This window comes from Rhizobium viscosum, from assembly GCF_014873945.1.
GTDB classification, from domain to species: domain Bacteria; phylum Pseudomonadota; class Alphaproteobacteria; order Rhizobiales; family Rhizobiaceae; genus Rhizobium; species Rhizobium viscosum.
Window position 1 is genome coordinate 3,613,206 of sequence record NZ_JADBEC010000001.1, and the last position, 23,987, is coordinate 3,637,192.

The 23,987-nt window shown below is 61.3% G+C and carries 28 protein-coding genes and 1 pseudogene; 11 read left to right on the plus strand and 18 right to left on the minus strand.

The genetic code is table 11. The features are described from left to right. The first annotated feature begins 49 nt into the window (after positions 1 to 49). Complete coding sequence (locus tag H4W29_RS17705) at positions 50 to 646, plus strand: hypothetical protein (RefSeq protein ID WP_192730063.1); 597 nt, start codon at positions 50 to 52, stop codon at positions 644 to 646. Between the two features lie 26 nt (positions 647 to 672). On the opposite strand, the gene H4W29_RS17710 is transcribed toward H4W29_RS17705, so the two are convergent. The 4 genes from H4W29_RS17710 to H4W29_RS17725 all read right to left on the minus strand — a co-directional run bounded on the left by H4W29_RS17710 (position 673) and on the right by H4W29_RS17725 (position 4,367). Next, positions 673 to 1,638, minus strand: coding sequence for a DMT family transporter (locus H4W29_RS17710; protein ID WP_192730064.1), 966 nt, complete (start codon positions 1,636 to 1,638; stop codon positions 673 to 675). A 74-nt stretch (positions 1,639 to 1,712) separates the two neighbouring features. Next, a complete protein-coding gene (locus H4W29_RS17715) occupies positions 1,713 to 1,961 on the minus strand; it encodes a hypothetical protein (RefSeq protein WP_192730065.1) in 249 nt (82 codons plus the stop codon). A 17-nt stretch (positions 1,962 to 1,978) separates the two neighbouring features. Then, entirely contained in the window at positions 1,979 to 3,466 is a 1,488-nt protein-coding gene (locus tag H4W29_RS17720; RefSeq protein WP_192730066.1) for a L,D-transpeptidase family protein, read from the minus strand. A gap of 250 nt (positions 3,467 to 3,716) precedes the next feature. Next, the gene (locus tag H4W29_RS17725) at positions 3,717 to 4,367 is read right to left on the minus strand and encodes a dihydrofolate reductase family protein (RefSeq protein ID WP_192730067.1); all 651 of its coding nucleotides are present in this window, start codon (positions 4,365 to 4,367) and stop codon (positions 3,717 to 3,719) included. A gap of 205 nt (positions 4,368 to 4,572) precedes the next feature. Here H4W29_RS17725 and H4W29_RS17730 point away from each other — a divergent pair, with 205 nt between their 5' ends. Next, entirely contained in the window at positions 4,573 to 5,331 is a 759-nt protein-coding gene (locus H4W29_RS17730) for an alpha/beta hydrolase family protein (protein WP_192730068.1), read from the plus strand. 21 nt (positions 5,332 to 5,352) lie between these two features. Here H4W29_RS17730 and H4W29_RS17735 read toward each other — a convergent pair whose 3' ends face one another. Next, a complete protein-coding gene (locus H4W29_RS17735; protein ID WP_192730069.1) occupies positions 5,353 to 5,979 on the minus strand; it encodes a TetR/AcrR family transcriptional regulator in 627 nt (208 codons plus the stop codon). A 91-nt stretch (positions 5,980 to 6,070) separates the two neighbouring features. Here H4W29_RS17735 and H4W29_RS17740 point away from each other — a divergent pair, with 91 nt between their 5' ends. Both H4W29_RS17740 and H4W29_RS17745 read left to right on the plus strand, forming a co-directional pair. Further along, positions 6,071 to 6,727 carry an O-methyltransferase gene (locus H4W29_RS17740; protein ID WP_192730070.1) on the plus strand — a complete coding sequence of 219 codons (657 nt, stop codon included), beginning with the start codon at positions 6,071 to 6,073 and terminating at the stop codon, positions 6,725 to 6,727. 77 nt (positions 6,728 to 6,804) lie between these two features. Next, complete coding sequence (locus tag H4W29_RS17745) at positions 6,805 to 7,671, plus strand: SDR family oxidoreductase (RefSeq protein ID WP_192730071.1); 867 nt, start codon at positions 6,805 to 6,807, stop codon at positions 7,669 to 7,671. Positions 7,672 to 7,788: 117 nt separating this feature from the next. On the opposite strand, the gene H4W29_RS17750 is transcribed toward H4W29_RS17745, so the two are convergent. The 4 genes from H4W29_RS17750 to H4W29_RS17765 form a co-directional block, all read right to left on the minus strand. Beyond that, a complete protein-coding gene (locus H4W29_RS17750; protein ID WP_192730072.1) occupies positions 7,789 to 9,273 on the minus strand; it encodes a DHA2 family efflux MFS transporter permease subunit in 1,485 nt (494 codons plus the stop codon). 230 nt (positions 9,274 to 9,503) lie between these two features. Next, positions 9,504 to 10,640 (minus strand): hypothetical protein, encoded by a 1,137-nt coding sequence (locus tag H4W29_RS17755; protein WP_246517215.1) that lies wholly within the window; start codon positions 10,638 to 10,640, stop codon positions 9,504 to 9,506. A 109-nt stretch (positions 10,641 to 10,749) separates the two neighbouring features. Next, complete coding sequence (locus tag H4W29_RS17760; RefSeq protein ID WP_007817636.1) at positions 10,750 to 11,013, minus strand: DUF982 domain-containing protein; 264 nt, start codon at positions 11,011 to 11,013, stop codon at positions 10,750 to 10,752. 629 nt (positions 11,014 to 11,642) lie between these two features. Beyond that, positions 11,643 to 11,843 carry a hypothetical protein gene (locus H4W29_RS17765; RefSeq protein WP_192730073.1) on the minus strand — a complete coding sequence of 67 codons (201 nt, stop codon included), beginning with the start codon at positions 11,841 to 11,843 and terminating at the stop codon, positions 11,643 to 11,645. A gap of 193 nt (positions 11,844 to 12,036) precedes the next feature. On the opposite strand from H4W29_RS17765, the gene H4W29_RS17770 reads away from it, so the two are divergent. Together H4W29_RS17770 and H4W29_RS17775 are read left to right on the plus strand one after the other, a co-directional pair. After that, the gene (locus H4W29_RS17770) at positions 12,037 to 12,282 is read left to right on the plus strand and encodes a hypothetical protein (protein WP_192730074.1); all 246 of its coding nucleotides are present in this window, start codon (positions 12,037 to 12,039) and stop codon (positions 12,280 to 12,282) included. A 137-nt stretch (positions 12,283 to 12,419) separates the two neighbouring features. Next, the gene (locus tag H4W29_RS17775) at positions 12,420 to 12,650 is read left to right on the plus strand and encodes a hypothetical protein (protein ID WP_183740212.1); all 231 of its coding nucleotides are present in this window, start codon (positions 12,420 to 12,422) and stop codon (positions 12,648 to 12,650) included. Positions 12,651 to 12,836: 186 nt separating this feature from the next. Here the strand turns inward: H4W29_RS17775 and H4W29_RS17780 are convergent, their stop codons facing one another. The 6 genes from H4W29_RS17780 to H4W29_RS17805 all read right to left on the minus strand — a co-directional run bounded on the left by H4W29_RS17780 (position 12,837) and on the right by H4W29_RS17805 (position 16,849). Beyond that, the gene (locus tag H4W29_RS17780; protein ID WP_192730075.1) at positions 12,837 to 13,472 is read right to left on the minus strand and encodes an NrsF family protein; all 636 of its coding nucleotides are present in this window, start codon (positions 13,470 to 13,472) and stop codon (positions 12,837 to 12,839) included. Further along, a complete protein-coding gene (locus H4W29_RS17785; protein WP_192730076.1) occupies positions 13,459 to 14,025 on the minus strand; it encodes a sigma-70 family RNA polymerase sigma factor in 567 nt (188 codons plus the stop codon). Before H4W29_RS17785 ends, H4W29_RS17780 begins: the two co-directional genes overlap by 14 nt. A gap of 211 nt (positions 14,026 to 14,236) precedes the next feature. Beyond that, positions 14,237 to 14,755 carry a DoxX family protein gene (locus H4W29_RS17790; RefSeq protein WP_376776584.1) on the minus strand — a complete coding sequence of 173 codons (519 nt, stop codon included), beginning with the start codon at positions 14,753 to 14,755 and terminating at the stop codon, positions 14,237 to 14,239. A gap of 1 nt (position 14,756) precedes the next feature. Beyond that, a complete protein-coding gene (locus H4W29_RS17795; RefSeq protein WP_192730078.1) occupies positions 14,757 to 15,578 on the minus strand; it encodes an HvfC/BufC N-terminal domain-containing protein in 822 nt (273 codons plus the stop codon). Continuing rightward, the gene (bufB, locus tag H4W29_RS17800) at positions 15,565 to 16,491 is read right to left on the minus strand and encodes an MNIO family bufferin maturase (RefSeq protein ID WP_192730079.1); all 927 of its coding nucleotides are present in this window, start codon (positions 16,489 to 16,491) and stop codon (positions 15,565 to 15,567) included. Before bufB ends, H4W29_RS17795 begins: the two co-directional genes overlap by 14 nt. A 43-nt stretch (positions 16,492 to 16,534) precedes the next feature. Then, positions 16,535 to 16,849: a BufA1 family periplasmic bufferin-type metallophore gene (locus H4W29_RS17805; protein WP_192730080.1), complete on the minus strand. Its 315-nt coding sequence runs from the start codon at positions 16,847 to 16,849 to the stop codon at positions 16,535 to 16,537. 224 nt (positions 16,850 to 17,073) lie between these two features. On the opposite strand from H4W29_RS17805, the gene H4W29_RS17810 reads away from it, so the two are divergent. After that, on the plus strand, positions 17,074 to 17,406 hold the full coding sequence (locus H4W29_RS17810; RefSeq protein WP_192730081.1) for a low molecular weight protein tyrosine phosphatase family protein: 333 nt from the start codon (positions 17,074 to 17,076) through the stop codon (positions 17,404 to 17,406). Between the two features lie 39 nt (positions 17,407 to 17,445). On the opposite strand, the pseudogene H4W29_RS17815 reads toward H4W29_RS17810, so the two are convergent. Together H4W29_RS17815 and H4W29_RS17820 are read right to left on the minus strand one after the other, a co-directional pair. Continuing rightward, positions 17,446 to 18,185 (minus strand): annotated as a pseudogene (locus H4W29_RS17815) (carbon-nitrogen hydrolase family protein). Continuing rightward, a complete protein-coding gene (locus H4W29_RS17820; RefSeq protein ID WP_192730082.1) occupies positions 18,182 to 19,021 on the minus strand; it encodes an alpha-D-ribose 1-methylphosphonate 5-phosphate C-P-lyase PhnJ in 840 nt (279 codons plus the stop codon). The pseudogene H4W29_RS17815 and the gene H4W29_RS17820 overlap by 4 nt, the downstream one beginning before the upstream one ends. Before the next feature lie 92 nt (positions 19,022 to 19,113). Here H4W29_RS17820 and phnF point away from each other — a divergent pair, with 92 nt between their 5' ends. Both phnF and H4W29_RS17830 read left to right on the plus strand, forming a co-directional pair. Next, on the plus strand, positions 19,114 to 19,851 hold the full coding sequence (gene phnF / locus H4W29_RS17825) for a phosphonate metabolism transcriptional regulator PhnF (protein WP_192730083.1): 738 nt from the start codon (positions 19,114 to 19,116) through the stop codon (positions 19,849 to 19,851). A gap of 145 nt (positions 19,852 to 19,996) precedes the next feature. Further along, the gene (locus H4W29_RS17830; RefSeq protein ID WP_192730084.1) at positions 19,997 to 20,902 is read left to right on the plus strand and encodes a LysR family transcriptional regulator; all 906 of its coding nucleotides are present in this window, start codon (positions 19,997 to 19,999) and stop codon (positions 20,900 to 20,902) included. Here H4W29_RS17830 and H4W29_RS17835 read toward each other — a convergent pair. Further along, positions 20,891 to 21,841: an alpha/beta fold hydrolase gene (locus tag H4W29_RS17835; protein WP_192730085.1), complete on the minus strand. Its 951-nt coding sequence runs from the start codon at positions 21,839 to 21,841 to the stop codon at positions 20,891 to 20,893. The two genes, H4W29_RS17830 and H4W29_RS17835, sit on opposite strands and share 12 nt — an antisense overlap. A gap of 263 nt (positions 21,842 to 22,104) precedes the next feature. Here H4W29_RS17835 and H4W29_RS17840 point away from each other — a divergent pair, with 263 nt between their 5' ends. Both H4W29_RS17840 and H4W29_RS17845 read left to right on the plus strand, forming a co-directional pair. Further along, entirely contained in the window at positions 22,105 to 22,545 is a 441-nt protein-coding gene (locus H4W29_RS17840; protein WP_192730086.1) for a VOC family protein, read from the plus strand. An 83-nt stretch (positions 22,546 to 22,628) separates the two neighbouring features. Beyond that, positions 22,629 to 23,942 carry an epoxide hydrolase family protein gene (locus H4W29_RS17845; protein ID WP_192730087.1) on the plus strand — a complete coding sequence of 438 codons (1,314 nt, stop codon included), beginning with the start codon at positions 22,629 to 22,631 and terminating at the stop codon, positions 23,940 to 23,942. The last annotated feature ends 45 nt before the right edge of the window (positions 23,943 to 23,987 follow it).

Genomic DNA, 23,987 nt, shown 5'->3' on the forward strand with positions numbered 1-23,987 from the left:
CTAAAATGAACTGCCACGTCGCCAGCCGGCTCTAATGGACATGATTTCGATGACGACAAACAAGGTAGCGGCTGTATCGGGGTTGCATAATGACCGATGGTATATCCATCGCATTATAGCCGCATGCATCCTTGCAGTAACATTCGGAGCTTATCTTCGCATCCTTGATTTTTGGTCCCTAAGCGGAGGTGTTTTCAGTCAACAGTTGCGAGATTTGTTCCACTTTCCAGGTTTTCTTCTGCTGTTTTTGCCTGCCATTTTTTCTGTTCTTATCTGGTTCATCAGTGCGATTATTGCATTGTTTCGACTGCATTTTCGTCTGGTCGCAAGCAATATCGCTGCCATTGCGCTTCTTTACGGCTGCCTGTCAGCAATCCTGATCGTGCCGATTTTCGATCCGTGGTTCTGGTATGTGCTCATCAACAAGTCGCGATTTGAAGCGGTCGTCATTGCAAACAGCCCTGCTGAAGGCGGACCAAGGTTTGCGATCGTTGAAGAGTGGGACGTGTCACAAGGTATCAGTGGCGAAAGCTTCAATCACCTCGTCACTTTGATTTATGATGAACACGCCACTGCGGACGTTGCCTCATCTGATTTGGATCAAAAGCACCTTTATGGCCATTTCTACAGGCGAGACAGCTACTAACGACGGACAGTCATTTCGTCAGACCGTTAGGTTCCGGCCGCCTTCTCCTTCGGTTTCAGCAGAATGATCAACAGCAGCCCGGCAATGATCAGCGCAGCACCCTCGAGGTGATAGCGCTGCAGCCGTTCGCCCAGGATCAGATAGGCGAGCACGGCGATGAAGATCGTCTGGACGTAGAGGAGTACGCCGGCGCGGGCGGCACCCAGTGCCTCGATACTCCGGTTGAAGAGATAATACATGAGCGCGCCGCCGGGGATTGCGACATAGGCAAGCGCGATGAGACCGCTCGTATTCAGCGTCGTGCGTTCGTCGGCGGTGAGCTCGTAAAGGTAGAAGGGCAGGGCTGTCAGCGCCGCAGCGCCGAGCAGCAGGACGAGCAGGGCAAGGCGGTTCAGGTCGAATTTCGCGCGCCGCAGCAGCACCGTATACAGGCTGAAGCAGAAGGCGCCGGCGACGATCCAGAGTTCGCCGGGATTGAAGTCGAGGCGCAGCAGCGCATCGGGGCTGCCCTTGACGATGATGAGGAGGATGCCGAGGAAGGCAAGGATGGAGCCGACCACCTGCCAGGTTCCCATCGGCTCTGACAGCATCAGGCGGGCAAGGATCATGGTGATGATCGGGATCAGTGCGATGATAATGCCGGCGGTGGTGGCATCGGCATGTTCGAGGCCGACGAAGATCATGCCCTGGCAGATGGCAAGCCCCATGCCGCCGATGAAAAGCAATTCCAGGCCGCGCGCCCGCACCAGCGCGAGCATCTCTGAAAAATGGCGTTGGACGATCGGCAGCAGGATCGCAAAGGCGATCAGCACGCGCCAGAAGCAGAGCGCCCAGGGCGGCATTTCGGTGGAGACCCATTTGGCGGCGATATAGACGCCGGCTGAGAGGAGCCAGCAGAGAACGCCCACGGAATAGGCGCCTGCAAGCGAGCCGCCCGCCGCCCGTTCCGTCCCGACACTATCACCATGGACTGCCAAGACATGTATCGCCATCGGCTAGTTATGCCACAGTTTCCAGGCGCCGCACAGGTGAAGGCGCTGTCGGCAATAAGCGGTAGGAAGCGGGCTTATCCCTCCACGCCGAAGATGATCGCAAGTGCGCGGTTCTCATCGATGCCGTGCAGGCGGGCGAGATCTTCGACGGATTGATGCGCCTCTATGCCCTGTTGCCTGAGCCTGGCCAGGAACTCGGCCTGTGACTGGCCGGTGACATCGGCAAGGGCCGAGGGCGGCGCATAGACAAGCGCCTGTTCGATCGGCCGCTCCAGCTGCTGCCTGGTGATCTGCCCCCAGCTGAAGACGGAAGCGGCGAGCACGGCCGCGAAAACCGCAATTACGATTGCGCGCGGCTTGCGGTCGTCGCCGAAATCGCCGTTAAGGTCTCTGCATCGCGGCCATAGATGTCGTCGAAATAGTGGATGACGCCATCATCCGTCGGCCATGCGGTGAAATAGGAGACGTAGACCGGCACTTCCTCCGGAACCGGCATGTCCTTCTTTGCACCGTCCGCGATCTGCTGGTCGACGAACTCGACTGAGGTCTTCAGGACAGCGGCAGCCATCGCCTTCGGGTTTTCCAGACGCACGCAGCCATGGCTGAACATGCGGTCCTGCGAGGCGAATTTACCGCGTGCCGGGGTGTCGTGCATGTAGATGTCGTGGGAATTCGGGAAGAGGATCTTCAGCTGGCCGAGCGCATTGTCGGCGCCGGGCGGCTGGACGACACCGATATTTTCGAGCGGCTGCGACCAGTCGACCTTGGCGGACGGCATCGTCTTACCCTTGACCGAGACGACATAGCCTTCCTTGTCCAGGTAGGCAGGATCGCGCTTCAGATGCGGCAGCATTTCGTTGCGGATGATCGATTGCGGCACGCCCCAGTCGGGGTTGAATTCCACCGTCTTGATCGAGGCGTCGAAGAAATTCGTCTGGTGGTCCTGCTGGCCGATCACGGCCTTCATCGACAGCGTCAGGGTGCTGTTTTCATAGTAGTAGGCCATGTAGGCCGGCTGGTTGATGAACACATAGCGCTCGGGGAATTCCTGCGGCAGCCAGCGCATTTCCTCCATGGCCACGATCACCTTGTTGATATTGGCGGCGCTATCGCCGCCCTGGCCTGACGTGCGCAGGTAGTGCAGTTCGGCGGCGAGCTGGGCGAATTTCGGATTGCTCGGCAGCAGGCGATCGAAGACCACCATCAGATCAGGCGTGGCCGAGAGCTGGGCGATCGTCGCCTTCAGATCGACCGGCTTGCGCTTGAAGTCATAGTAGTTCGACAGCTTGTTGGGATCGATGCGGCCCCGAAAATTGTCCTGAAGGAACATCAGCATCTTGGCTGAGAGAGAGACTTCGAACTCGGCCAGTGCTCTCGCGCGGTCCGATCCTTGAGGAGGAGCAACGGCATAATCGCCGGCATTCAATCCCCAGTCGTCAGCCTGTTTCAGAAGGCTGAGCGCCTGCGCGGCCTTGGGGGTCGGTCCCTTGCCATCGACCCAGATGAGCTTTGCCTTCGGCTGGGCGTAATAGGCCTCGACCGCCTCGGCGATGTCGTTGTTCATCAGAATCTGGAGGTTGTCCATTTCGTTCAGCACCTTGGCCTGATTGCCGCTGGCTGAATCAAAGAGCGCCGACAGCGACGCGCCCGTATCCTGTCGGACGATATGGGCGGGGCGGCGTGCCGGAACCGTATAGGCGGGCTTCTGGCTGGTCTGCGTGAGGGGCGGCGCGGGCAGCGGCTCGGCGCGCACGGCAATTGCACTCCCCGAGAGCACCAGCAGGCCGGCGAGCGGTGCGATCCAGCGGGAAGATGTTCTCAGTGGCATTCTGATGTCCTCGAAACCTGATAAAAAGACCGTCGCGGCGCGCGTCCAGTCCGTATGGGTGCAGCCCGACTAGAACCCCAACATTCGGGCAGAAGATGGGCATTGAGCGTTTCTGGCAAGCTCATAGAGGACAGAAGCTGTTGGAACGAAATCACTTTTTCGACAGCACAAAGCTTTCCAGTGCTGTCATTTCGATGGCCGCGGGATCGGGGTAGGCCCGATCCCACAGCCGCGACCGAGAGAGCACCGGCTACCGCCAGTTCCGGCGGCGCTCGAGTTCGGCCTCGGAGGGTTGATCGGAGACGAAGGAGCCCGTCCGGACTTCGCCGTCCCGCTCATAGGTCGCGATGATGATGCCAGTGCCCGATACCGCCGATCTCGTGAGCGTGAGGGCGCCAGGCGTCGCGCCGCCCTCGAACAGCCGTTTGCCTTTGCCCAGGATCAGCGGGAAAGTCAGCACGGTCATTTCATCGATCAGTTCGTTGGCAAGCAGGGTCTGGATGAGATTGCCCGATCCCTGGATGAGCAGGTCGGGTCCGTTTTCCTGTTTGATCTTGCGGAGCGACGCGACGATGTCGGATCCCAGCGATTGCGAATTCTGCCAGCCGAGGCTTTCAGGCCGGTGCGTCGCGACATATTTTGTGGCGGGATTGAAGGCCCTGGCGATATCATCGTCCTGATAGGGCCAGTGGGCGGCGAAGATGTCGTAGGTCTTGCGGCCGAGCAGCAGCGCAAAGGGCTTTGCGAAGAGCTCGCCGATCACTGATCCCATCGTCTCGTCAGCGTAGGGGAATACCCAGCCACCGAACTTGAAACCGTTGACGGGGTCCTCGTCAGGGCCGCCGGGTGCCTGCATGACGCCGTCGAGGCTAACGAATGTGGAAACGATGATCTTTCTCATGGGTATCTCTCCTCTTGGTGATCCGCGCGATCAGGGCCGGATCTCGGCCTGAGGACGAAGCAAGCGACAGCATGCCGACAAATCCCGCCGAAATTTATGGGAGACTTGCCGGCCGGCACGTGCGAATTTCGCCGGGCAAGAGTAGGGGTAGATGCTTGGGCGGCGAGGCCTGCCTCCCGTGCAGAATGCGAGGGTGAGGGTGAACATGCCTGATGTGACACGACATCTCATCGACAGAGGTGACGGGGCAAGTGTGGAGCTTTTTCAGGCTCAGCCCGAGAGCGAAACGCCTGCAGGCGCAATCCTGTTCGTCCACGGCAATCAGGGCGGCCGTCTCATCGGCGCGAAAGAGGCTGTCGATACGGGCACGCTGCTTCGGTTCTGCTCCCGTTTGAATATTACCGCGGCGGCGGTGTCGCAGCCGGGCTTCGGGGCTTCCGATGGACCGGCCGATTTCTGCGGCCCGGACACGCAGCGGGCGATCATGGCCGCACTCTCCTTCCTGCGGGAGCAGCCTTGCGTCGATCCTGATCGCATCGTTCTCTACGGCAACAGCCGGGGAGCGATTGCCTCGGCTATGGTCGCAGCCCAGGTTCCCGATCTCAGGGCCGTCATTCTGCGCAGCGGGGTCTACGATCTCGAGGCCGTCTATGAGGCGAGTTCAAAAGGTTTGCGGTGGGCGATCGAGCAGGAAGCCGGCCTGTCGAGCGACGCCTTCCTGGCCCGATCGGCTCTGCATCACGTATCGAAAATCCGGGCGGAAACCCTGTTGCTGCACGGGAGGCTCGATGAGCGTGCTCCCGTCGCCCAGGCCGAACGGTTCTCGGATGCGTTGTCCGACGCCGGGGTGCCGGTCATGCTCCATGTCTTCGAATGCGGGCACGACATTCCCCGGGAATATGCGCAGGTGGCGCAGCGCTCCTTCCTGCAAAGAATGTTTGATCCGGTCGTGACCTATCATTGAGCCGGCAGGCAGCCGCGCTGGTCAGTTGAGGCTGCGGAGGTAGGCGCAGAACATGTCCGCCATCGCGTCTGCGAAAGCCGAAATCTCGCTCTCATCATGCGCTGCCTCGGAAAACTCCTTTCCGACGGTACTCATCGTCGTCATGATCAGGTCTCCGGCCATGGTCCGGATTGCGTCCGAGACATCGGGCAGCGCTTCCCGCATGAACTGCTCGATAATGGCATCGGCGGCGCCCCGTGCCTCCTGCGCTTCGGGGGCGTCGCGATAGAGGGGTGCGGCATCGTTCAGCGCGACGCGGACGGCGGCTTCCTCGCATTCGGAGCGGATGAAGGCCTGGACGAGGGAGCGCAACCGGTCGAGCGGTGGACGGGCCTCGTCACCAAGGACGTCGCCCAGCAGATTCGAGGTCTGCCGCCACTCGTCGCTCTGCAGCCGGAAGAGGATGGCCGCCTTGTTGGGGAAATATTGGTAGAGCGAGCCGACGCTGACGCCGGCTCTTTCGGCTACGCGAGCTGTCGTAAAACGCTGCGCGCCTTCCTGCGCTAAAACCTGAACAGCGGCTTGCAGAATGGCGTTTACGAGCTCGTTCGAGCGCGCTTGTCTCGGCGATTTTCTTGAGGGAATTCCATGGTTTGGGCGATCGATCATACAAGCGTTCCGCAAATGCGATTAGCGAATGCGACGGATTATTCGTATTTTTATTTCGAAAACCAGCCATCCGAAATGAAGGATTTCCCTGATGACCACCATGACAAGTGCACCGCTCGCGCCGCTTCTCGATCAGCTGTTTGCCGAGGCCGATAGAGCCACCAGTCCGGTCATGGCCGGGCTCTCCCGCGACGAGCGGGAACGGCTCATGTACAGCAAGACCGAATATCTCGATTTCTACGGACGCCTGAAGGATCTGTGGCTACCCGTTTCGCGCCAGACAGGGGAGCTGCTCTACATGCTGGCGCGCAGCACCAATGCCAGGACTATCGTCGAGTTCGGCACGTCCTTCGGCATTTCGACGCTCTATCTTGCCGCGGCCCTTCGCGACAATGGCGGCGGCCGGCTGATCAGCAGCGAATTCGAGGTTTCGAAGGTTGCACGGGCTCGCCAGAACCTCGTCGAAGCCGGCCTTGCCGATCTCGTCGAAATCCGCGAAGGCGATGCGCTCGAGACGTTGAGCGCTGATCTTCCAGATAGTATCGACCTGCTTCTGCTTGACGGGGCGAAGTCGCTTTATCCCGAGGTGCTGGCTCTGGTCGAAGGCCGGCTTCGGCCCGGTGCGCTCGTCATTGCCGACGACGCCGATGACTCCCCCCAATATCTCGACCACGTCCGTTCGCCAGCGAGCGGATATATGTCCACGCCTTTTGCCGAAGACATCGAGCTGTCGATGCGCGTGGCCTGACTTCGACTAGTTCCCGCACAACGCAATAACCTCAACACCGGCTGCCTGACGGCAGCCCGGCAACGGAGATCGCAGCAATGCACATATTCGTAACGGGTGCGACCGGCTGGGTCGGCACCGCCATCGTCGAGGAACTGATCCGTGCCGGTCACAAGGTCAGCGGGCTTGTCCGCTCGATCGCGAAAGCAAAGGCCATCGCGATCATCGGCGCAAAGCTCGTTCCGGGATCGCTTGATGACCTCGACCTTCTCGCCGAGACCGCGTCCAAGGCCGATGCGGTGATCCATACCGCCTTCAACCATGACTTCTCGAAATTTCTCGACAATGCGGCGCAGGACGAGCGCGCGATCCATGCGCTCGGGAACGCGCTTGCCGGATCGGATCGCCCGCTCATCGTCACATCGGGCCTGCTGGGCTTTCCGCGGGGTGCCACGGAAGCGGACCTGCCGAACCCCGCATCGCCTCGCAAATCGGAAGCCGCTGCCCGCTCGCTTGCCGGGCAGGGGATCCGTGCGGCGACGATGCGGCTTGCCCCGAGCGTGCACGGCATTGGTGATTACGGTTTTGTACCGATCCTGGCGCGCATCGCCCGCGAGACCGGCGTATCCGCCTATCCTGACGATGGAATGAACTGCTGGTCGGGCGTGCACCGGCTGGATGCGGCCCGCCTCTATCGCCTGGCGCTCGAAAGCGGCGTGACCGAAGCTGCCTACCATGCTGTGGCTGACGAGGCGGTACCGTTCCGAGAGATCGCCGAGGTGATCGGACACCAGCTCGGCCTTCCGGTGGAGTCTCGCCCCCGCGAACATTTCGGCTGGTTCGCCACCATGGCGGCAACGAATATGGCGGCCTCCAGCGCCCATACGCGCTGGCTGCTCGGCTGGCAGCCGACCTGCCGGGGCCTGCTCGACGATCTCGACCAGCCTGGCTACTACGCGCGTTAGAACATTTCCGTTTTTCTTCGAAACACGGAAATGTTCTATCTCTTTGTTTTCACGCAATTCCGGACACAAAACCGCTACGCACTTTTGTTGGAATTGCTTTAGGCTCGTCGGAAGCGTTCAATGCCCGCCCATCGGCTGTCCCTCAGGCTGGTTGAGCGGGCGTCTTACGTAAAGCGATGCCACCACAGCCGCCAGCGAAATCAGCGCGCCGACGAAGAAGGCGGATTGCATGCCGCCGACGGTTGCCGTTGCGGTATCCGCTTCCCCTTGAGTCAGGATGCCAGCGCGCCAGGTCATGATGGCGACATAGAGCGTGGTGCCGGCGGCGCCGGCGACCTGCTGGGTGGTGCCGATGATGGCGCTGCCGTGGGAATAGAGTTTCGGCGGCAGGGAGCCGAGGCTGACGGTGAAGAGGGGCGTGAACATCAGGGCAAGGCCGATGCTCATGACGATGTGCAAGCCGAGCACAATCCAGATCGGGGTCGTGACGGTGAGGAAGGTCAGGCCCCACATGACGGAGCTGAACAGGAGTGCGCCGGGAATGACCAGGCGGGCAGGGCCGTAGCGGTCGAACAGCCTGCCGACGAAGGGGGCACAGAGGCCCATGATCAGGCCGCCGGGCAGAAGCAGCAAGCCGGCCGTCAGGGTCGTCTGACCTAGTACGGACAGGAGGTAGATCGGTATGAGGATGAAGACACCGAACATCGACATCATCAGGATCGCCATCATGCCGGCGGCGATCGTGAAAGTCTTCGTCTGCAGGGTGCGCAGGTCGAGAAGCGCCCTTTCGTGCTTCTGGAGATAGAGCTGCCGCCAGATGAAGATGGCGATGACGGCGGCACCGGCAACAAGCATGAGGCGGGGATCGAGCGGCGTCGCGCCTGCCTCGGGCGCACCGAGCTCGCTGATGCCGAAGACGAAACTGCCGAAGCCGATGGCCGAGAGTACGACCGAGATAACATCGAGCGGCGCCTTCGACGGCACGGTGACGTTCTCGATTTTCGAAGCACCCATCGCAAGGGCAGCAAGCGCAATCGGTAGCACCAGCAGGAAGAGCCAGCGCCAGTCGAGCGAGGAGAGGATGAGGCCCGAAATCGTCGGACCGATGGCCGGCGCCACGGATATGACGATCGAGATATTGCCCATCGTCTTGCCGCGTGAATGTGGCGGCACGAGGTTCATGATCGTGGTCATCAGCAGCGGCATCATGATCGCCGTGCCCGAGGCCTGGACGATGCGGCCGACGACCAGCATGGGGAAGCCGGGGGCAAGGGCCGAAACAAGCGTGCCGGCAGAGAAGAGCGACATAGCGAGGATGAAGACCGGCCGCGTGTTCAGCCGCTGCAGGAGATAGCCTGTTACGGGGATGACGGTGGCCATCGTCAGCATAAAGGCCGAGGTCAGCCATTGGGCGGAGCTTGCGGGGATATTCAGGTCGGCCATCAGGTGCGGGATCGCCACACCCATGATGGTTTCGTTGAGGATGACCACGAAGGCGGAGACGAGCAGCAGGCCGATGACCAGCCTGTTGCGGGCGCTATGGTCTTCGACCGGCAATTCGGCCTGTTCTTCGGTCTCTGAAAGCAAAGGTTCACTGGTCATGGCGTTCCTGTATCCATAGCTGAAAGAAGGAGTTCTGCCTTAAGACGAAAGTGCCGGGCTGATTGCGACACCGGATATGCGTAATTCCTATGTCTTTATGCCGTCGCTGGGATGCAAGGCGATTTTTAGCGGAATCTAACCAAGTCTCGTTTCGATAGGTATGCCATAGGGGCGTCCGGGCCTGACTGCCAACAGCATTCACGGCACAGTGCAAGCCGACGCAATCGGCATCACCGCAGCGCCGGCAGGTTCCATTCTTCCAGCGAAAAGGCTGCGGCCGGCAAACGCATCTCGGAGAGATCGACCGGGCGGCGGCGGAATGATGTGGCGGTGTAGGGGAAGGCCAAATTCATGCCGCTGATATCAAGCTTGAGCGGCAGGCCGTCAGGTGTGAGGCACTGCCTGTTTCCGGCGTCCTGAACTCCCGGCATCAGATCGAACCATTCGCAGGTCTCGCCGAGGATTGTTTCGCTTTTGTCGAGCGAAGTCCTTCCGGTTGCCTCATCGAATTTCAACGACGATGAGCCGTCGTCTGCCGGACGTGCGGCCGTGAGCCTGCGATGGTTGTTTACCTGTTGATAGGAGATGCCCTGATCTTCGCGCTTGTTCCAGATCTTGATGCTGACGGAGCCGTCGCGATGCCGCTGTTCCCGATAGTGCCAGGGATAATGTCGCAACAAGCGGATCGTCGAGCCGCCAGTGCTCTCCAGAGTGATGTCAAAATCGGGTTCGGAGGGATCGGCATCGTTGCTTCGGATCGGTCTGAGCCAGTATTCCTGGGTGAGGATTTCTAGTGGCGGATGGACCTCCGCAGGAGCGACGGTGCGGCGGTCGAGGCTGACGAGGCGGGTATGGTAGATCGGCACGTCGTTCGGGGTCAGCAGCTTTGTTTCGATGACGATGCCGTCCTCGGTGGCACAGTTCTGCTCGCGCGAAATGAACGTCCCTGATGAGGGCGGCTTACTTACCGTTTCGCTCCATGTGCAGCCTTCGCCGGCAATGGACGAGACCTCCGCGAGTGGCTGCGGCGCATCCGTTTTCGCGATGTCCGGTTTGCGGGCGCGAAGAAGAAGCTCCAGATATGTAATTTCACCATCCGCCTGCCTGCTCCAGCGCAGAACGGGCCTGGCCTCATCCGGTCCGAAGCCAATGCTGGTCCGGCCGCCGCGCAGCGTCTCGCTCAGAAACATGCCGTCGTGATGGATGATGGTGACAGTCGGGTCGACCGGCTTGCCATCCTTGTCCAGCGCCTGCATCACGGCGATGTAGTCCGGCTGGAGCGGGGAGGCATCGAGCGTCGACTGCGCAAACGCGGCCTGCGTAAAGGCCATGCAGACGATTGCCCCTGTTATTGCTGCTGTCTTCATTGCCTCTCGGGTCTTCGAGCCTGCGCGCGTCATCGCGCCGCCGCCAGCAGATGACGGTTTTGTCGAGAAAATCAATGCAGCCTATGCCTTTTGCCTCAATGGACGCCCTTCAATGGACAATCGTTAGCGCCGCGATACCCGCTTCGTCGGCGGCGCGCAGAAATGCTTCCCGGAACTGTTCCGGGGCAACGTCTCCACAGATGGCGTCGATGCAGGCTTTGACGGCGATCATATATTCCTCGCCATCATCGAAAGGCCAATCCCGGATCAGCAGGTATGCGGCATCGCCGAGCGTCCGCACGACGGTGTGCGTCTCCCGACCGCGCAAAACCAGCCCGACCGGCGCGAATGCCGATGACGTGTTCCAGTTCATTGTCCTCGACCCCTCAAGGCACGGAGATTGAGACCCTCAAACACACTATACGCGTGAATTATGAAATTCGGAATTGCGGAATGCGTGAATGTTGAGCGCGTGACTTATTTGCCGCGGGCAAAAGAAAGGGCGCTCTACGACCTCATGTCGGAGCGCCCTGTGGCTGCATCGGCGTCAGTTGCGGCGGAGGCCGATGGCAGGCCAGTTTAGAAGACCGTATTTGGAACGAAATGGCAACGCCCGGTGCCGGACTGCGCCCGCATGCGGCCTGCAATCCACAGGGTTTCCACAGCTTATCCACAGGTTCGGACCAATCTCCTCCAACGCTTTCAACGACATATGCCCGAAAGCGATCGGCCTGCTCCAGATGGGTGATGTGACCGCCAGACGACACCGGGAATATCTTCCGGGCAAACTGTCCGAAAGGCCACAATGGCAGGCTATGGTGGCCCTCCCTCCTGGAGCGCTGGGCGGCGGACGCTCGGAGGTGGGAGGCGGCAGGCGTGCATGAGGGCCTGCCGCCTTCACCGCCCAGATCCTGCGCCTTCGCGAACAAAAAGGACCCGCTCACTTGGGAGCGGGCCTCAGGGGTGCCCGGAGTCGGACGGGCATCGGCAAAAAACGGTCGATCAGATATAGGCCGCGGCATAGACACTCCAGCTGTCCGGCATCTTCGACACCGCAAAGGTGCTTTCGGTTGCAGGACGGGCGTGCTGACGGGCGGCAGCGTCGAGCAGGGCCGCAAAGGATGCCAGGCTGATCTTGTCGGCGCGAAGCATCTGGCGGATCATCGGATCTCTCAGCATTTCCGATGGTGTCATCTCGTGCATGGTTATCCTCCAGTGACTGGTTTCCGACGCTCAGAGCATCTTAAGTCTGCATTGCTATGAATGCATGTCCTGGCGGTGGCGAAAAGACGGCAAACGAAGTTCATTCGGGCTAGCTCCAATGTGCGATTGGCCCGCGATTTTATCGGATGCTACCGTAGCGGCCGAGAGGTGAACCGTAGGGGAGGACGGGCGCATGGAAGCCAGCCAGGAGGAAGCCAGGCAGGGGGAGGCAAGACATGGAGAGGCAAGACATGGGGCAGCAAGAATGTTCGACGAGATCGTGATGGGACTGGCCGCGCTCGAGGCCGAGATCACCGAGATCAACGCCCGACCCCTGCCTTTCCTGGATTTGCAATATGCTGAGGCCGAACTGAAGGCCCGGCCCGCCAAGGTTCGCAAGCGCTTCGACAGGGTCAGAGCCACGAGACTGAGAGCGTGACATCAGGCTTTGGCAACGCAATTTTGACCATGAACGCACTTTTCTGACGTTCATTCACTTTTTGCCGATTGCATGTCGATGAGAAAGCCGCTCTTGTTGCTATCCGTATTCCCTAATTTAGAGATCCCCTGACCACTATGAACCGCTACGACATCGAGCGCCGGAACGACGACGATTGGACTGTCATCGACCGGCTGACGGGCGCGCCTGTGCCGCATCTGCCGGAGAAACTCGGAAGCAGGCTGGAAGCCCAGGCGCTTGCCGATTTTCGCAACCGTCTGGCCATCCCGCAACAGGAGCGCATTCGCTCCCGCCTCGATACGCTGCGGCTCGCCTGGCAGGTGCTGACGGGCAAGCGCACGCGTTAGAGCGTGTCGCCACCTGCCACAAAGAGGCCCGCCGAAGCGGGCCAAATTATTGGGAAATAACAGGCCGGATCGCACGACGCGCCGTGTAGTGCATGGTTCTATCAAAGGAAGTGCGCCGTACGGTCCGAATGCCTGACTGAGATCGAGGCAAAAAGTTCCCGTTGGCCGATGATATTTCTGCCGCTGTCACCAGCGAAGGATTTTCCGGCCGAGCAGGAACCCGGCTGCCGTCGCGACCAGGATGCCGATCGAATACCATGTCGCCAGAAACAGCGGGCTGTCATCGGGGCAGTGCCAGGCATAGATGGCGGCCGCAATGCCGCCGGCGGCAAGACCTGCCACCGCACCTGCCGTGCCCGGATTTTCCGGTGCGCCCTGGCGGACCGAATAGAGGATGGCGGCAAGCGGCGCGATGGAAAGGGTCGGCACGAAGAACAGGCAGAAGGCGGAGAAACGGCCCTCCATGCTGCTTGCCCAGTCTGCCTTCGGCACCACGAAGAGCTCGGTCGCAATACCGGCGATCAGGACCACCAGCGGCAGGATGAGTGTCAGGGCGGCAGAGCGTAGCGAGACGCCCGGTTTGCCGATCCGGAAGGCGAGGCGGGTGGCTGTCACGGCGATCAGCAGGGTGGTGCCGAGCTTGAAGAGGACGCGCGGCGTCTCGATCATCTCAGCCATGTTTTTTCGGATGCCGATGGTGGAGATGAGAAGTGCGGCTGAAATCACCACGCCGATGGCAAGCGCGATCATGAAGACGCGGCCGAAGCGGATGCGGACGCGCGCATCCTTTGCAAGCATGTTGATCAGGTCATCCGTTTTCACGCGTGTTGCTCCGATAGAGGGCAGCCAATCCTTTGAGCGCCCTGTGCAGCGCCACTCGCACGGCGCCTTCCGTCATCTGTAGCCGCTCGGCCGTTTCGCGGATGCCGGCGCCGCCGAGCGAGATGGATCGCACGATTTCGCGCTGCGGGTCGCGCAGGCCTTCCAGCATGCGGTCGACATCGATGCGGTCGGCGCCATCCTCCTGGTGGTCGGCTTCGAGCGTCTCCATCACATCCTCGATCGGCACCGAGACATGGCGGCCACGGCGGCGCAGGCTGTCGATCAGCTTGTTGCGCACGATTGTCGAGAGCCACGGACCGATGGGTCGGGAAACATCCCAGGTCCCGCGCTTCAGGTGCACTGCCAGCAGAACTTCCTGCACCACGTCTTCCACCTCGCTCGGCGGGGCACCGAACTGGTCGCAGCGCCTGCGCGCAATCGAACGCAGATAGGGTGTCACGGCCTTCAGGAGGCGGTCATAGGCCGTTGCGTCGCCGGCGATTGCCGCGCGCATCCAGGCCGCCCATTCCTCTTCACGGGCCGAATATTTCATCCGCTACTCACCTTTACGCACGGAGCCACGTGTTTGTTACCGTCATCCTGAAAATTTTGATGACGCGGCACGTGAGGCAGAGCCGGCGTCGGCGCCTATTGAGCGCATCGGCGGGCAAACGGCAAGAGTAGTGCGGCAACAAAGCGCAAAAGCCGCCCGGCGCGATGAGGAGCCGGGCGGGTGTTCATGTCGATGATTGACGTTGAGTGTCCTAGCTTTTGGCAGTGCCTGACATCCGCGCAATCAGATGGTCGAGCGACAGGCGGCCCGGCCCGTAGCGCATGATGGCAAGCGCCATCGCCGCCCAGGTGATGTGGATGGGCCAGCCATCGGGTACGGTCAGCTCGACGATCAGGGTCATGAAGAGCAGGCCAAGCCCGGCAAAGCGGGTCGCGAGACCGAAGACGAGGAGCGTCGGGAAGATGATCTCACCGCATCCGGACAGGAAGGCCATAACGGCGGGCATCGGATAAGGGTAGGGACCACCCGGCAGGTGCAGCATGAATTCCTGGGTGAAGAGATCGATTGCGGTATCGTTCAGCTGCAGGAAGCCATCCCATTTCAGGATGCCGGAGCGCCAGAAGGGAACGGCAAGCGCCACCCGGATGACGGCCTGGACGATATCGGGCTGGGCGACGGCGCGGACAAGTCCGTCGGCCGTCACTACCAGCCTCGTCAGCGGGGAGAGAGTGCCGTTGCGAGGCTCGTTGTGGGCATTGGAGTCAAGCATATCAGACATTGGAATTCTCCAGTTCGATAGCGGAAAAAGCTCTGATATCGGAAAAGGCATGGGCTGCGATCATCTCGCCAATGGCGGCAGACAGATCGAAGGCAGGCCAGGCGTCGAGACCGGCGGCGACGGCTGCGGCAAGGCATTCGCCCGAAAGCAGCGCATTGAAGAAGGCGGCTCCGCCCGGGGGCAGGAGGCGTATTGTGACTTCGTCATTGATACGGGTGATCAACCCGTCCTCGGGGCGATTTTCGACACGGGTAACGGGATCCGTGCCGCGATTCATGGCGAAGATGGTGACGGCCGGATGAGCTGATGAAACCAGCCGCGTTGCCGGATGCGGACGAAACGTTACGCCGCCCAGTTCTTCCTGCGGCACGGCGGCGAGTGTTTCGGCCGTCAATGCAGTCGCATCGGCGGCGTGATAGGCATCCAGCCAGGCGCGCTCGATGCGCGCCACGTCCGAGAGCCAGGGCATTTCCTCAGCATATTCGTAGCGGTCGATGAAGTCGGGAAAGTCACGTCCGTATTCGAACAGCAGCCGCGAGGAGGGCGGCGTTTCGCGCACATGAAAGCGGGCCATGGCGCGGAAGAAATCCTCACCCGTGATGCGCTCGACCGCCGGGAAGATCGACGACAATGCTCCAATCAGGCTGACAGTGACATTGTTGCGATAGACATTGTATCGCTTCTCCGCCCGTTTGCCGCGCGGGCCGGTGACCAGAGCGGGAGCCGGGGCATCCGGATTGAGCAGCGTGGCGGAGAACTGCCCGGCGAAATCTGGCAGCATTGGCCGGATCGGCACGATTTCAGCCGAGCGCATGGGCAGTTCCCCGGTCATTGGCATGGCGATCCAGAATGGCCTGTGCAGCCAGCGCCTCGGCGCGCAGCACCGGCCAGTCGGGGATCTTGCTGTCCCATTCGATCAGGGTCGGGATCGGCCCGCATCTGGCGATGACGATCTCGTAGAGCTGCCAGACGGCATCGGCGACCGGGCCGTCATGGCTGTCGATCAAGAGCAGCTCGCCCTCGTCATCCTCCTGTTCGGCGTGGCCGGCGAGGTGGATCTCGCCGACCTGAGACAGCGGGAAGTCACGCAGATATTCCAGCGCCGAAAAGCCGTGATTGGTGGCGGAAACAAAGACATTATTGATGTCGAGCAACAGGCCGCAGCCGGTGCGCCGCGAAATCTCGCGGATGAAATCCGTCTCGCTCATCGAGGATTCCGCAAAGAGCACGTAGGTGGAGGGGTTTTCCAGCAGGATCTGCCGGCCGATCGCGTTCTGCATTTCCTCGACGTGGTCGCAAACATGGGCAAGCGTCGCAGCAGTATAGGGCAGCGGCAGCAGGTCGTTCAGATAGGTATCGACATGCGTCGACCAGGCGAGATGCTCTGAAATCAGCGCCGGCTCGTAACGGTCGACAAGGTCCTTGAAGCGCCTGAGGTGTTCTTTGTCGAGCGGCTGCGGGCCGCCGAGCGACATGCAGACGCCGTGCAAAGAAATCGGGTGGTCGCGTCGCACTCTTTCGAGTGCGCGATGCGGCGGGCCGCCGGCGCCCATGTAATTCTCGGCATGGATCTCGAAGAAGCCCTGAGGGCCCGATATGGCCGAGATTGCCGCAAGATGCTCCGGCTTGAAGCTGGTACCGGCCACGCCGGCAAGCTGATATGTCGGAAAGCGGAGGGTGCTTTCCGTCTCCATGGGAAGGTTGGACGCCTTGTCGACGTTTTTCATCTTCGCCTCCGCTTTCCTTGATCTTTGTCTCGTTACGGGCGGCTTAGATGTCGCGCGTCAGCGGCTTCAGCGAGCCATGACGGCCGCCTGGAATATCGAGCGAGGCGCAGGTGCCGCCCTGGACGAATTTCCACGAATTGCCCTGGAAGTCCTTCACCGAAGTTCCCTGGCAGGTCGTGCCCGGGCCGGCGGCGCAATCGTTCTGGCCCTTGAGCGCAACGCCGTAGCACTTCTCCTTGTGGGCGGCGGTCGCAGCAGCAGCTTCAGCCTTGGTCAGTGGGGCGGCGCCGGCCATCGTGGCAAGAGCTGACGTGATTGCGCCGGCAAGAAGGGCGGTGCTGATGGAAGTCTTCAACATTGGTAGTCTCCGTTGCTTGAAACGCCCCTGTTTCAGCGGGGCACGTCGGGGTATTCGCAACGGGAAAGCGGGTTGTTACAGGCGTGGTGGTAACGAAGGCGTGATGTTGTTTTGGGGCGTGCGGAGGGTGCTTCCCCGCAACGGAATCGTTTTGCCGGGCGCAAGGATGATGCTTATGCTGGCGCAATCATCCGTTCGATCCCAGTTTGCGGACAGGCTCCGATATGCCGATCAAACCTCGAAACGTGCTGTTTGTCTGCAGCCAGAACAAGCTCAGAAGCCCGACTGCCGAACAGGTGTTTTCTACACGGGAGGACATCGAGGTATCGTCGGCGGGGACAAACAACGATGCCTGCAATCCGCTCGATGCCGAACAGGTGGAGTGGGCCGACATCATCTTTGTGATGGAGAAAGCGCATCGTGGCAAAATCAACCGCAAATTCCGCAAGTCGCTGAACGGCAAGCGCATTATCTGCCTCGACATTCCCGATGACTACGAATTCATGGATCCGATGCTGGTCAGCCTATTGGAGCGCAAGGTTCCCAGATATCTGTGAGCTGGCTGTTCCGGTCGGGCATCCAGCAGTGCCGCTGCTCTACCGATCGCCGGGGATATCGAACACGAGCAGACCGGGGGCTTCGAGAGGGAGCTGTGCGACAACGTCTCCCGTGGGACTCAACACCGCCGTCGGTCCCCAGGAAATGCGTCCCTCGCGTTCCCCCGTCACGTCGGCGGAGATGAGCCACAGGCCGGTTTCCCGGCAGCGCTCGCCTCTGGTGGCGTTGTGCACGTCCCGGAATTTCTCGGCATTGGCGCGCGGCATCATGTTGTTGGCGCAGCAGACGAGGAGGGATGCGCCTGTGAGTGCGACCTTGCGGGCGGCATCGGGGAAGCCGGTGTCGTAGCAGATATTGATGCCGAAGCGCAGGCCGTCGACCGTGAAGACTGATGTCTCGGTGCCAGGCTGGAAGAAGCTTTCTCCCTTGAGCAGATGCGCCTTGCGATATCGGCCGATCAGCTTGCCGTTTTCGATGACGACGGCGGTGTTGAACAGCGCTTCGCCTTCAGCCTCGATCATGCCCATGACGATCATGGGACCGGCATCGGCGAGCCGGCTCATGACGGCGGCAAATGCCGGAGATCCGAGATCAATGGCGGCTCGTCGTGCCGTTTCGGGCTCCGTCAGGTAGCCCTGCAGAAACCTTCGGGAAAGATGAGGAGGCGGGCGCCTTCCGCTTCGGCCTGACGGATCATGTGGAGCGCGCATGTCAGAGCGGCCTCGACGTTTTCGCGGTATTCAGGAGTTTGGGCGGCAGCGATGCGGATGGTTTTCATTCAGGGTACCGGTTGCTCTCGCAATTATCCGTATCCGAACAGACGAACATGCGCCCGCCGCTATTATCCATGATCATCTCGTCGAGATAGACGCTGGTCTTGCCGCAAAGCGCGCATGACTCCGAAAACTCCTGAATCCGAAATGCGTGATCCTGGAAATCGATACTTTCCACCTGCGAGTAGGGCGGGATGGCGTAGATGCGTTTCATCGTGCCGGAGCCGAAGAGCTGCAGGGCCGGCATCCTGTGGAGGCGGGGATTGTCGAAGGTAGGGATCGGGGTTGGGGACATGAGGTAGCGGCCTTCGACCATGACGGGGTAGTCGCGGTTGATGGTGATCCGCCCGTGCCGCGTGACATCCTCGTAGAGCTTGACATGCATCAGCCCGTAATCGGCATTGGCATGCATCTTCCGCGTTTCGGTCTCCTTCGGCTCGAAACGCTGCAACGGTTCGGGGATCGGCACCTGATAGACGAGGATCTGATCCTCCCGCAGTGGCTGTTCGGGGATGCGGTGACGGGTCTGGATGATCGAGGCTTCGGAGAGATGCGTCGTGGTTCCGACTTCGGCGACCTTGGCGAAGAAGCTGCGGATGGAGACGGCGTTCGTGGTGTCGTCGGCACCCTGGTCGATGACCTTCAGCACGTCATCGGGGCCGATGATGGAGGCGGTCAGTTGCACGCCGCCCGTTCCCCAGCCGCAAGGCATCGGCATTTCCCTCGACGCAAAGGGCACCTGGTAGCCGGGAATGGCGATCGCCTTCAGGATGGAGCGGCGGACCATCCTTTTCGTCTGCTCGTCGAGATAACCGAAATTGTAAAGCTCGTTCGCGTTCATGAATGCCGGCCCTTCATCATTCCGTCACTTGTATAATTTAATAGATAAATATCTTGATAACCATTTGAATAGTATATGGATATTAAACTACCATGACAGTTGTAGGCAATATGCGGGAATCCAAGCTGGCGGGCGTAGCGCTGTGGCGGCGGATCGCCGATGAAATACGGCTGGATATCGTCGGCGCCCGGCTGGCGCGCGGGCAACGGCTGCCGACGGAGGCAAAGCTTGCCGAACGCTTTTCGGCAAACCGGCACACGGTGCGCCGGGCGCTGGCGATGCTGGCGCAGGAGGGCGTGATCCGCGCGGAGCAGGGGCGCGGCGTTTTCGTGCAGGACGCGCGGCGGGTGTTTTACCGCATCGGGCCGCGAACGCGGTTTTCCGAAGGGATTGATGGACAGGACCGGCAGGTGCGCGGGGCACTGATGTCGCATGCGCAAGAGCACGCATCTTCCGAGGTCGCCAAGGGTCTTGACATCAAACCCGGAGCGCCACTCATCCGACTGGAGACGATGGCTTTCGTGGATGAGGCGCCGTTTTCACGCAGCACACACTGGTTTGCACGGGAGAGATTTGACGGCATCGCGGAGGCCTATGCCGCGCGCCTGTCGATCACGGCGGCCTTGCAGGGCTTCGGCGTGGAGACTTACACCCGCCATTCGACCCGCATCACTATCAGGCATGCCGAGGCCGAAGAGATTATCCAGCTGGGGCTGTCGCCCGGCGCGGTGCTGCTGAGAGCTGAGGGTATCGATATCGATGCTGAGGGAAAACCGATCCAGTTTCTTGTGACCCGCTTTCCGGGAGACCGGGTGGAGCTTCTTGTCTGACCCGCTCAGGACATCGATCGATACTATCGGCCGGAGTTCCGAAGGTTTAAGATTTTTGTCGGGGGAAGGTCTCGGGAGACGGCGCCGTACCGCGCGTTCCGTGGATGCCGGCGGTCGGCTGCCCCCTGTGGGAGGATGGGCAGGGATGGATCGGCTGGATGCCATGCGCGTGTTGCTTGCCGTTGTCGATGCCGGCAGTCTGTCGGCGGGCAGCAAGCGGCTGAATGCGCCGCTGCCGAGCGTCAGCCGCAAGGTGGCCGAGCTGGAGCGGTCGCTCGGTGCCAGCCTCGTCATCCGCACCAGCCGGAAGCTGCAGCTCACTGATGCCGGGCGCGACTATGTGGAGGCGGCGCGCAAGATTATTGCGGAACTCGAGGAGGCCGAGCGCCGGGCCTCCGGCGAATATCAGCGGCCGCGGGGGACGTTGACGATCACCATGCCGGTGGAATTCGGCAATCGCTACGTGCTGCCGATCGCGCTCGGTTTTCTGGCGGAGCATCCGGAGGTTTCGCTGAATCTGCTGTCGCTTGATCGCACCGTTCATCTCGTCAACGAGCAGGTGGATATCGCCATCCGGCTGGGAGCGTTGGCGGATAGTTCGCTCTATGCTGTCAAGGTTGCCGAGTTTCGGGTTCTGACCTGCGCGAGCCCAGACTATCTCAGGCGCTGCGGATGTCCGCAGCATCCGGGCGATCTGCCCGATCATGACGGGATCATCTTCAACAGCAGGACCTTCTTCTGGACCTTCGATATCCATGGCCGGCCGGTGGAAGTAGTGCCGCGCCATCGCATCGAGGTGAATACGGCGGCGAACTGCGTTGCCGCCGCCGTCGCTGGAGCCGGCATCGCCAGGCTCTTCGACTACCAGATCCCCAGCGAACTTGCTTCCGGGGCTCTCGTGCCTGTTCTCGATGATTATGCCGGTGCGCCGCAGCCGATCCATATCGTCTATTCGCGCCAGGGCTTTCTGGCGCTCAAGGTGCGTTCCTTCATCGACTGGACGCTGCCGCGGCTGCGGGAAGCCTGCCGCAGCTATGGCTCAATCCGGTAGGGCGCGGATTTCGGCGACGACCCGTTCCGGCGCCTGCAGATGCGGATAGTGGCCAATGCCGGGCAGGATATCGAGTGTCGCACCGGTCCTTTCGGCAAATTCTGCGCCCATCCGGCTGTCGATGTAGACGTCCTTTTCGCCCCAGATCACCTTTACCGGCGTCCTGAGCTTGCCGAGGTTTGCTTCCAGCCAATCCTGATCGCGGGTGAAGGCCGCGTAATAATGGTAGAAGGCATCGGCGGAGGTGAGGGCGCCGTGGCTCCAGCCTGCGACCATGTCTTTCTTCACGCCGGCGGCGAGATCGAACTGCTTGTCCTCTGCCAGACCGCGCCTGTAGACGTTTTGAAGGATCTCGTCGCTCGTCTGGTTCATGACGGCGCGAGTAAGGGAAGCCGCCGGCTCGCTCTTCAGATTCTGCAGGCGCTCATGCATATAGGCCGGCCGGTTGAAGGGGGCGAAGTCGCCGACGATGATGCGCTGCGCGATATCCGGCTCGTCGAGTGCCAGGAGCAGGGCAGGCAGGGCGCCGATATCGGCGGCGTAGATCGTCAGCTTCGAGCGGTCGATACCTGATTTGTCGATATAGGCCTTCAGCACGGCGGCATAGTCACGCGGCGAATAGGAGAAGTTTTCGGCTGCGGGTCGTGATGACAGGCCGTATCCCGGCCAGTCGAAGGCATGCACCTCGAATTCATCGCCGAGCGCGGTTGCGATGTCGCCCCAGACGACAGAGGTTTCGGGAAAGCCGTGCAGGAAGAGCACGGTGCCCTTCGGCGCCGCGTTGTGTACGACCAGTCGCCGCAGGGTGATGTCGTCGCCGATGGCAATGGTGCCGATTTCAGGCTCTGCGGTTTCAGGCGTGCCGGCGCTTACGGGGGTGAGTGTCGCGCCGGTGATTGCGGCGGCCATGAGCAATGATCCAAGTGAGGATGTCAGCATGTCCGTTGTCCTTCCTCTCCGCCGGCCGTGCTCGCTGTGGAGGCGCATGGCCGCGATCGGGTGTGAATTCTCGATGACAAGGATCGTGCATCGCGCCTGCTGCCGGTAGAGCGCAGTCATGAGAGTCTGCCTCTCACTTTCCGTCAGTACCGGGCGATCGGCCTGCGCCGTACATCGTCTCCATCCGCGGCGCCGGGGAATGGCCCGCGTCCAACGCAGGCAGCAGGCAGAGGCCGTGCTGCCCCATGAAAGGATGACGAGACATGAACGATATGACCGTAAATCTGAAAAGTGCCGAGCCTCAAAGAGTGCGCGGCCTGCCGGGGCATTCGACCGTCGGCACCAACAATCTCGAGGCTGCGGCCGAATTCTACGACAAGCTAATGGCCGTCTTCGGCATTGGCCGGTTTCTGGTCCAGCCCGGCAGGGCGGTCTATTACGGCGAGCGCACGCTGGAATTCGGCGTGATAAAGCCCTTCGACGGCCGGCCGGCCAATGTCGGCAATGGCGGCATGGTGGCTTTCGAGGCACGCTCCCGCGCTCAGGTGCGCGAAGCCCATGCAACGGCGCTGGAGGCAGGCGGTTCGGACGAGGGCGCGCCGGGGCCGCGCGGGGAGAACGGCGAGGGGCCTTACTGCGCCTATTTCCGCGACCCCGAGGGCAACAAGTTCCTGGTCTACCGCGCAGGACCCGACGAAGCCTGAGATCGTTTCCGGCGCATTTCAGGCGCATGATGTCAGGCGTCTGAAATGCGGCTGCGAACCTTCCGATGGAATGGAGGCATGTCATGAAATCAGGGCAATCAATCGAGACGTTAAAGGTGTCACGGCGTTCGCTTCTATTTGCGGGCGCGGCGGCCGGGGTTGCGGCGACGCTTGCTTCGGTTGCGGCTGCGGCCGATCCCGTCGCGGCGGAAGCGCCGGCCGGCGAAATCCGGGCGTTCCGGGCCAATATCCCCGAGGCGGCACTTGCCGACCTCAGGCGGCGGCTTGCCGCCACCCGCTGGCCTGACGGGGAAACCGTGCGCGACCGTTCGCAGGGTGTGCAGCCGGAGCGGCTGAAGGCACTCGTGGACGAGTGGCAGTCTTCTTACGACTGGCGCAAGGCGGAGCAGAGGCTGAATGCCTTTCCGCAATTCGTGACGGGGATTGACGGGGTGGATATCCACTTCATCCATGTGCGCTCCCGCCATGAGAACGCCCTGCCGCTGATCATGACGCATGGCTGGCCGGGATCGGTGTTCGAGCTGATCGACGTGATCGGCCCGCTGACCGACCCGACCGCGCATGGCGGTACGGCTGGCGATGCCTTCCATCTGGTGATCCCGTCGATCCCCGGCTTCGGCTTCTCCGGCAAGCCCATGGAAAAGGGCTGGAACCCGCAACGCATCGCGGCCGCCTGGGACACGCTGATGAAACGGCTCGGCTATACGAGCTATGTCTCGCAGGGCGGCGACTGGAGTGCGATCATCAGCGATGCGCTGGGGCGGCAGGCGCCGGAGGGGCTGCTCGGCATTCACGTCAACAGGGTCGAGCGCGCCACTACCTTTCCGCCTGACGCGGCTCAGGCGTTGATGAGCGGGGCGCCGGTGCCCGACAGCCTGTCACCGGACGAGAAGGTGATCTTCGCGGAAGCCCGGGATTTCCTCGCCAATGGCTTTGGTTATGCCGCGATCATGGGAACGCGGCCGGAAACGATCGGCTACGGATTAGCGGATTCTCCCGTGGGGCTTGCGGCCTGGCTCTATGACAAGATTGCCGACTGGGTGTTTACCCGCGGCGATCCGGAGCAGGCGCTCGGCCGTCAGGCCATTCTCGACAATATCACGCTCTATTGGCTGACCAATACCGGGCCTTCGAGCGGGCGCATCTACTGGGAGAATGTCGCTGGAGGCGCAAAACTGGAACCGGTCAAGGTTCCCGTTGCGGTCACGGTCTTTCCCGGCGAGGTCTATCGGCCGCCGCGCCACTGGCTCGCCAGAGCCTACCCGCAGCTGATCTATTACAATGCGGCTGAAAAGGGCGGGCATTTCGCTGCTTGGGAGGAGCCGCAACTCTTCGCCGGGGAGGTCCGGGCCGCGTTCAGGACGTTGCGCTCTTAGGAGATCGCATTTCTCCGCCTGGATGGGGAACATCGGGCTTTTTCG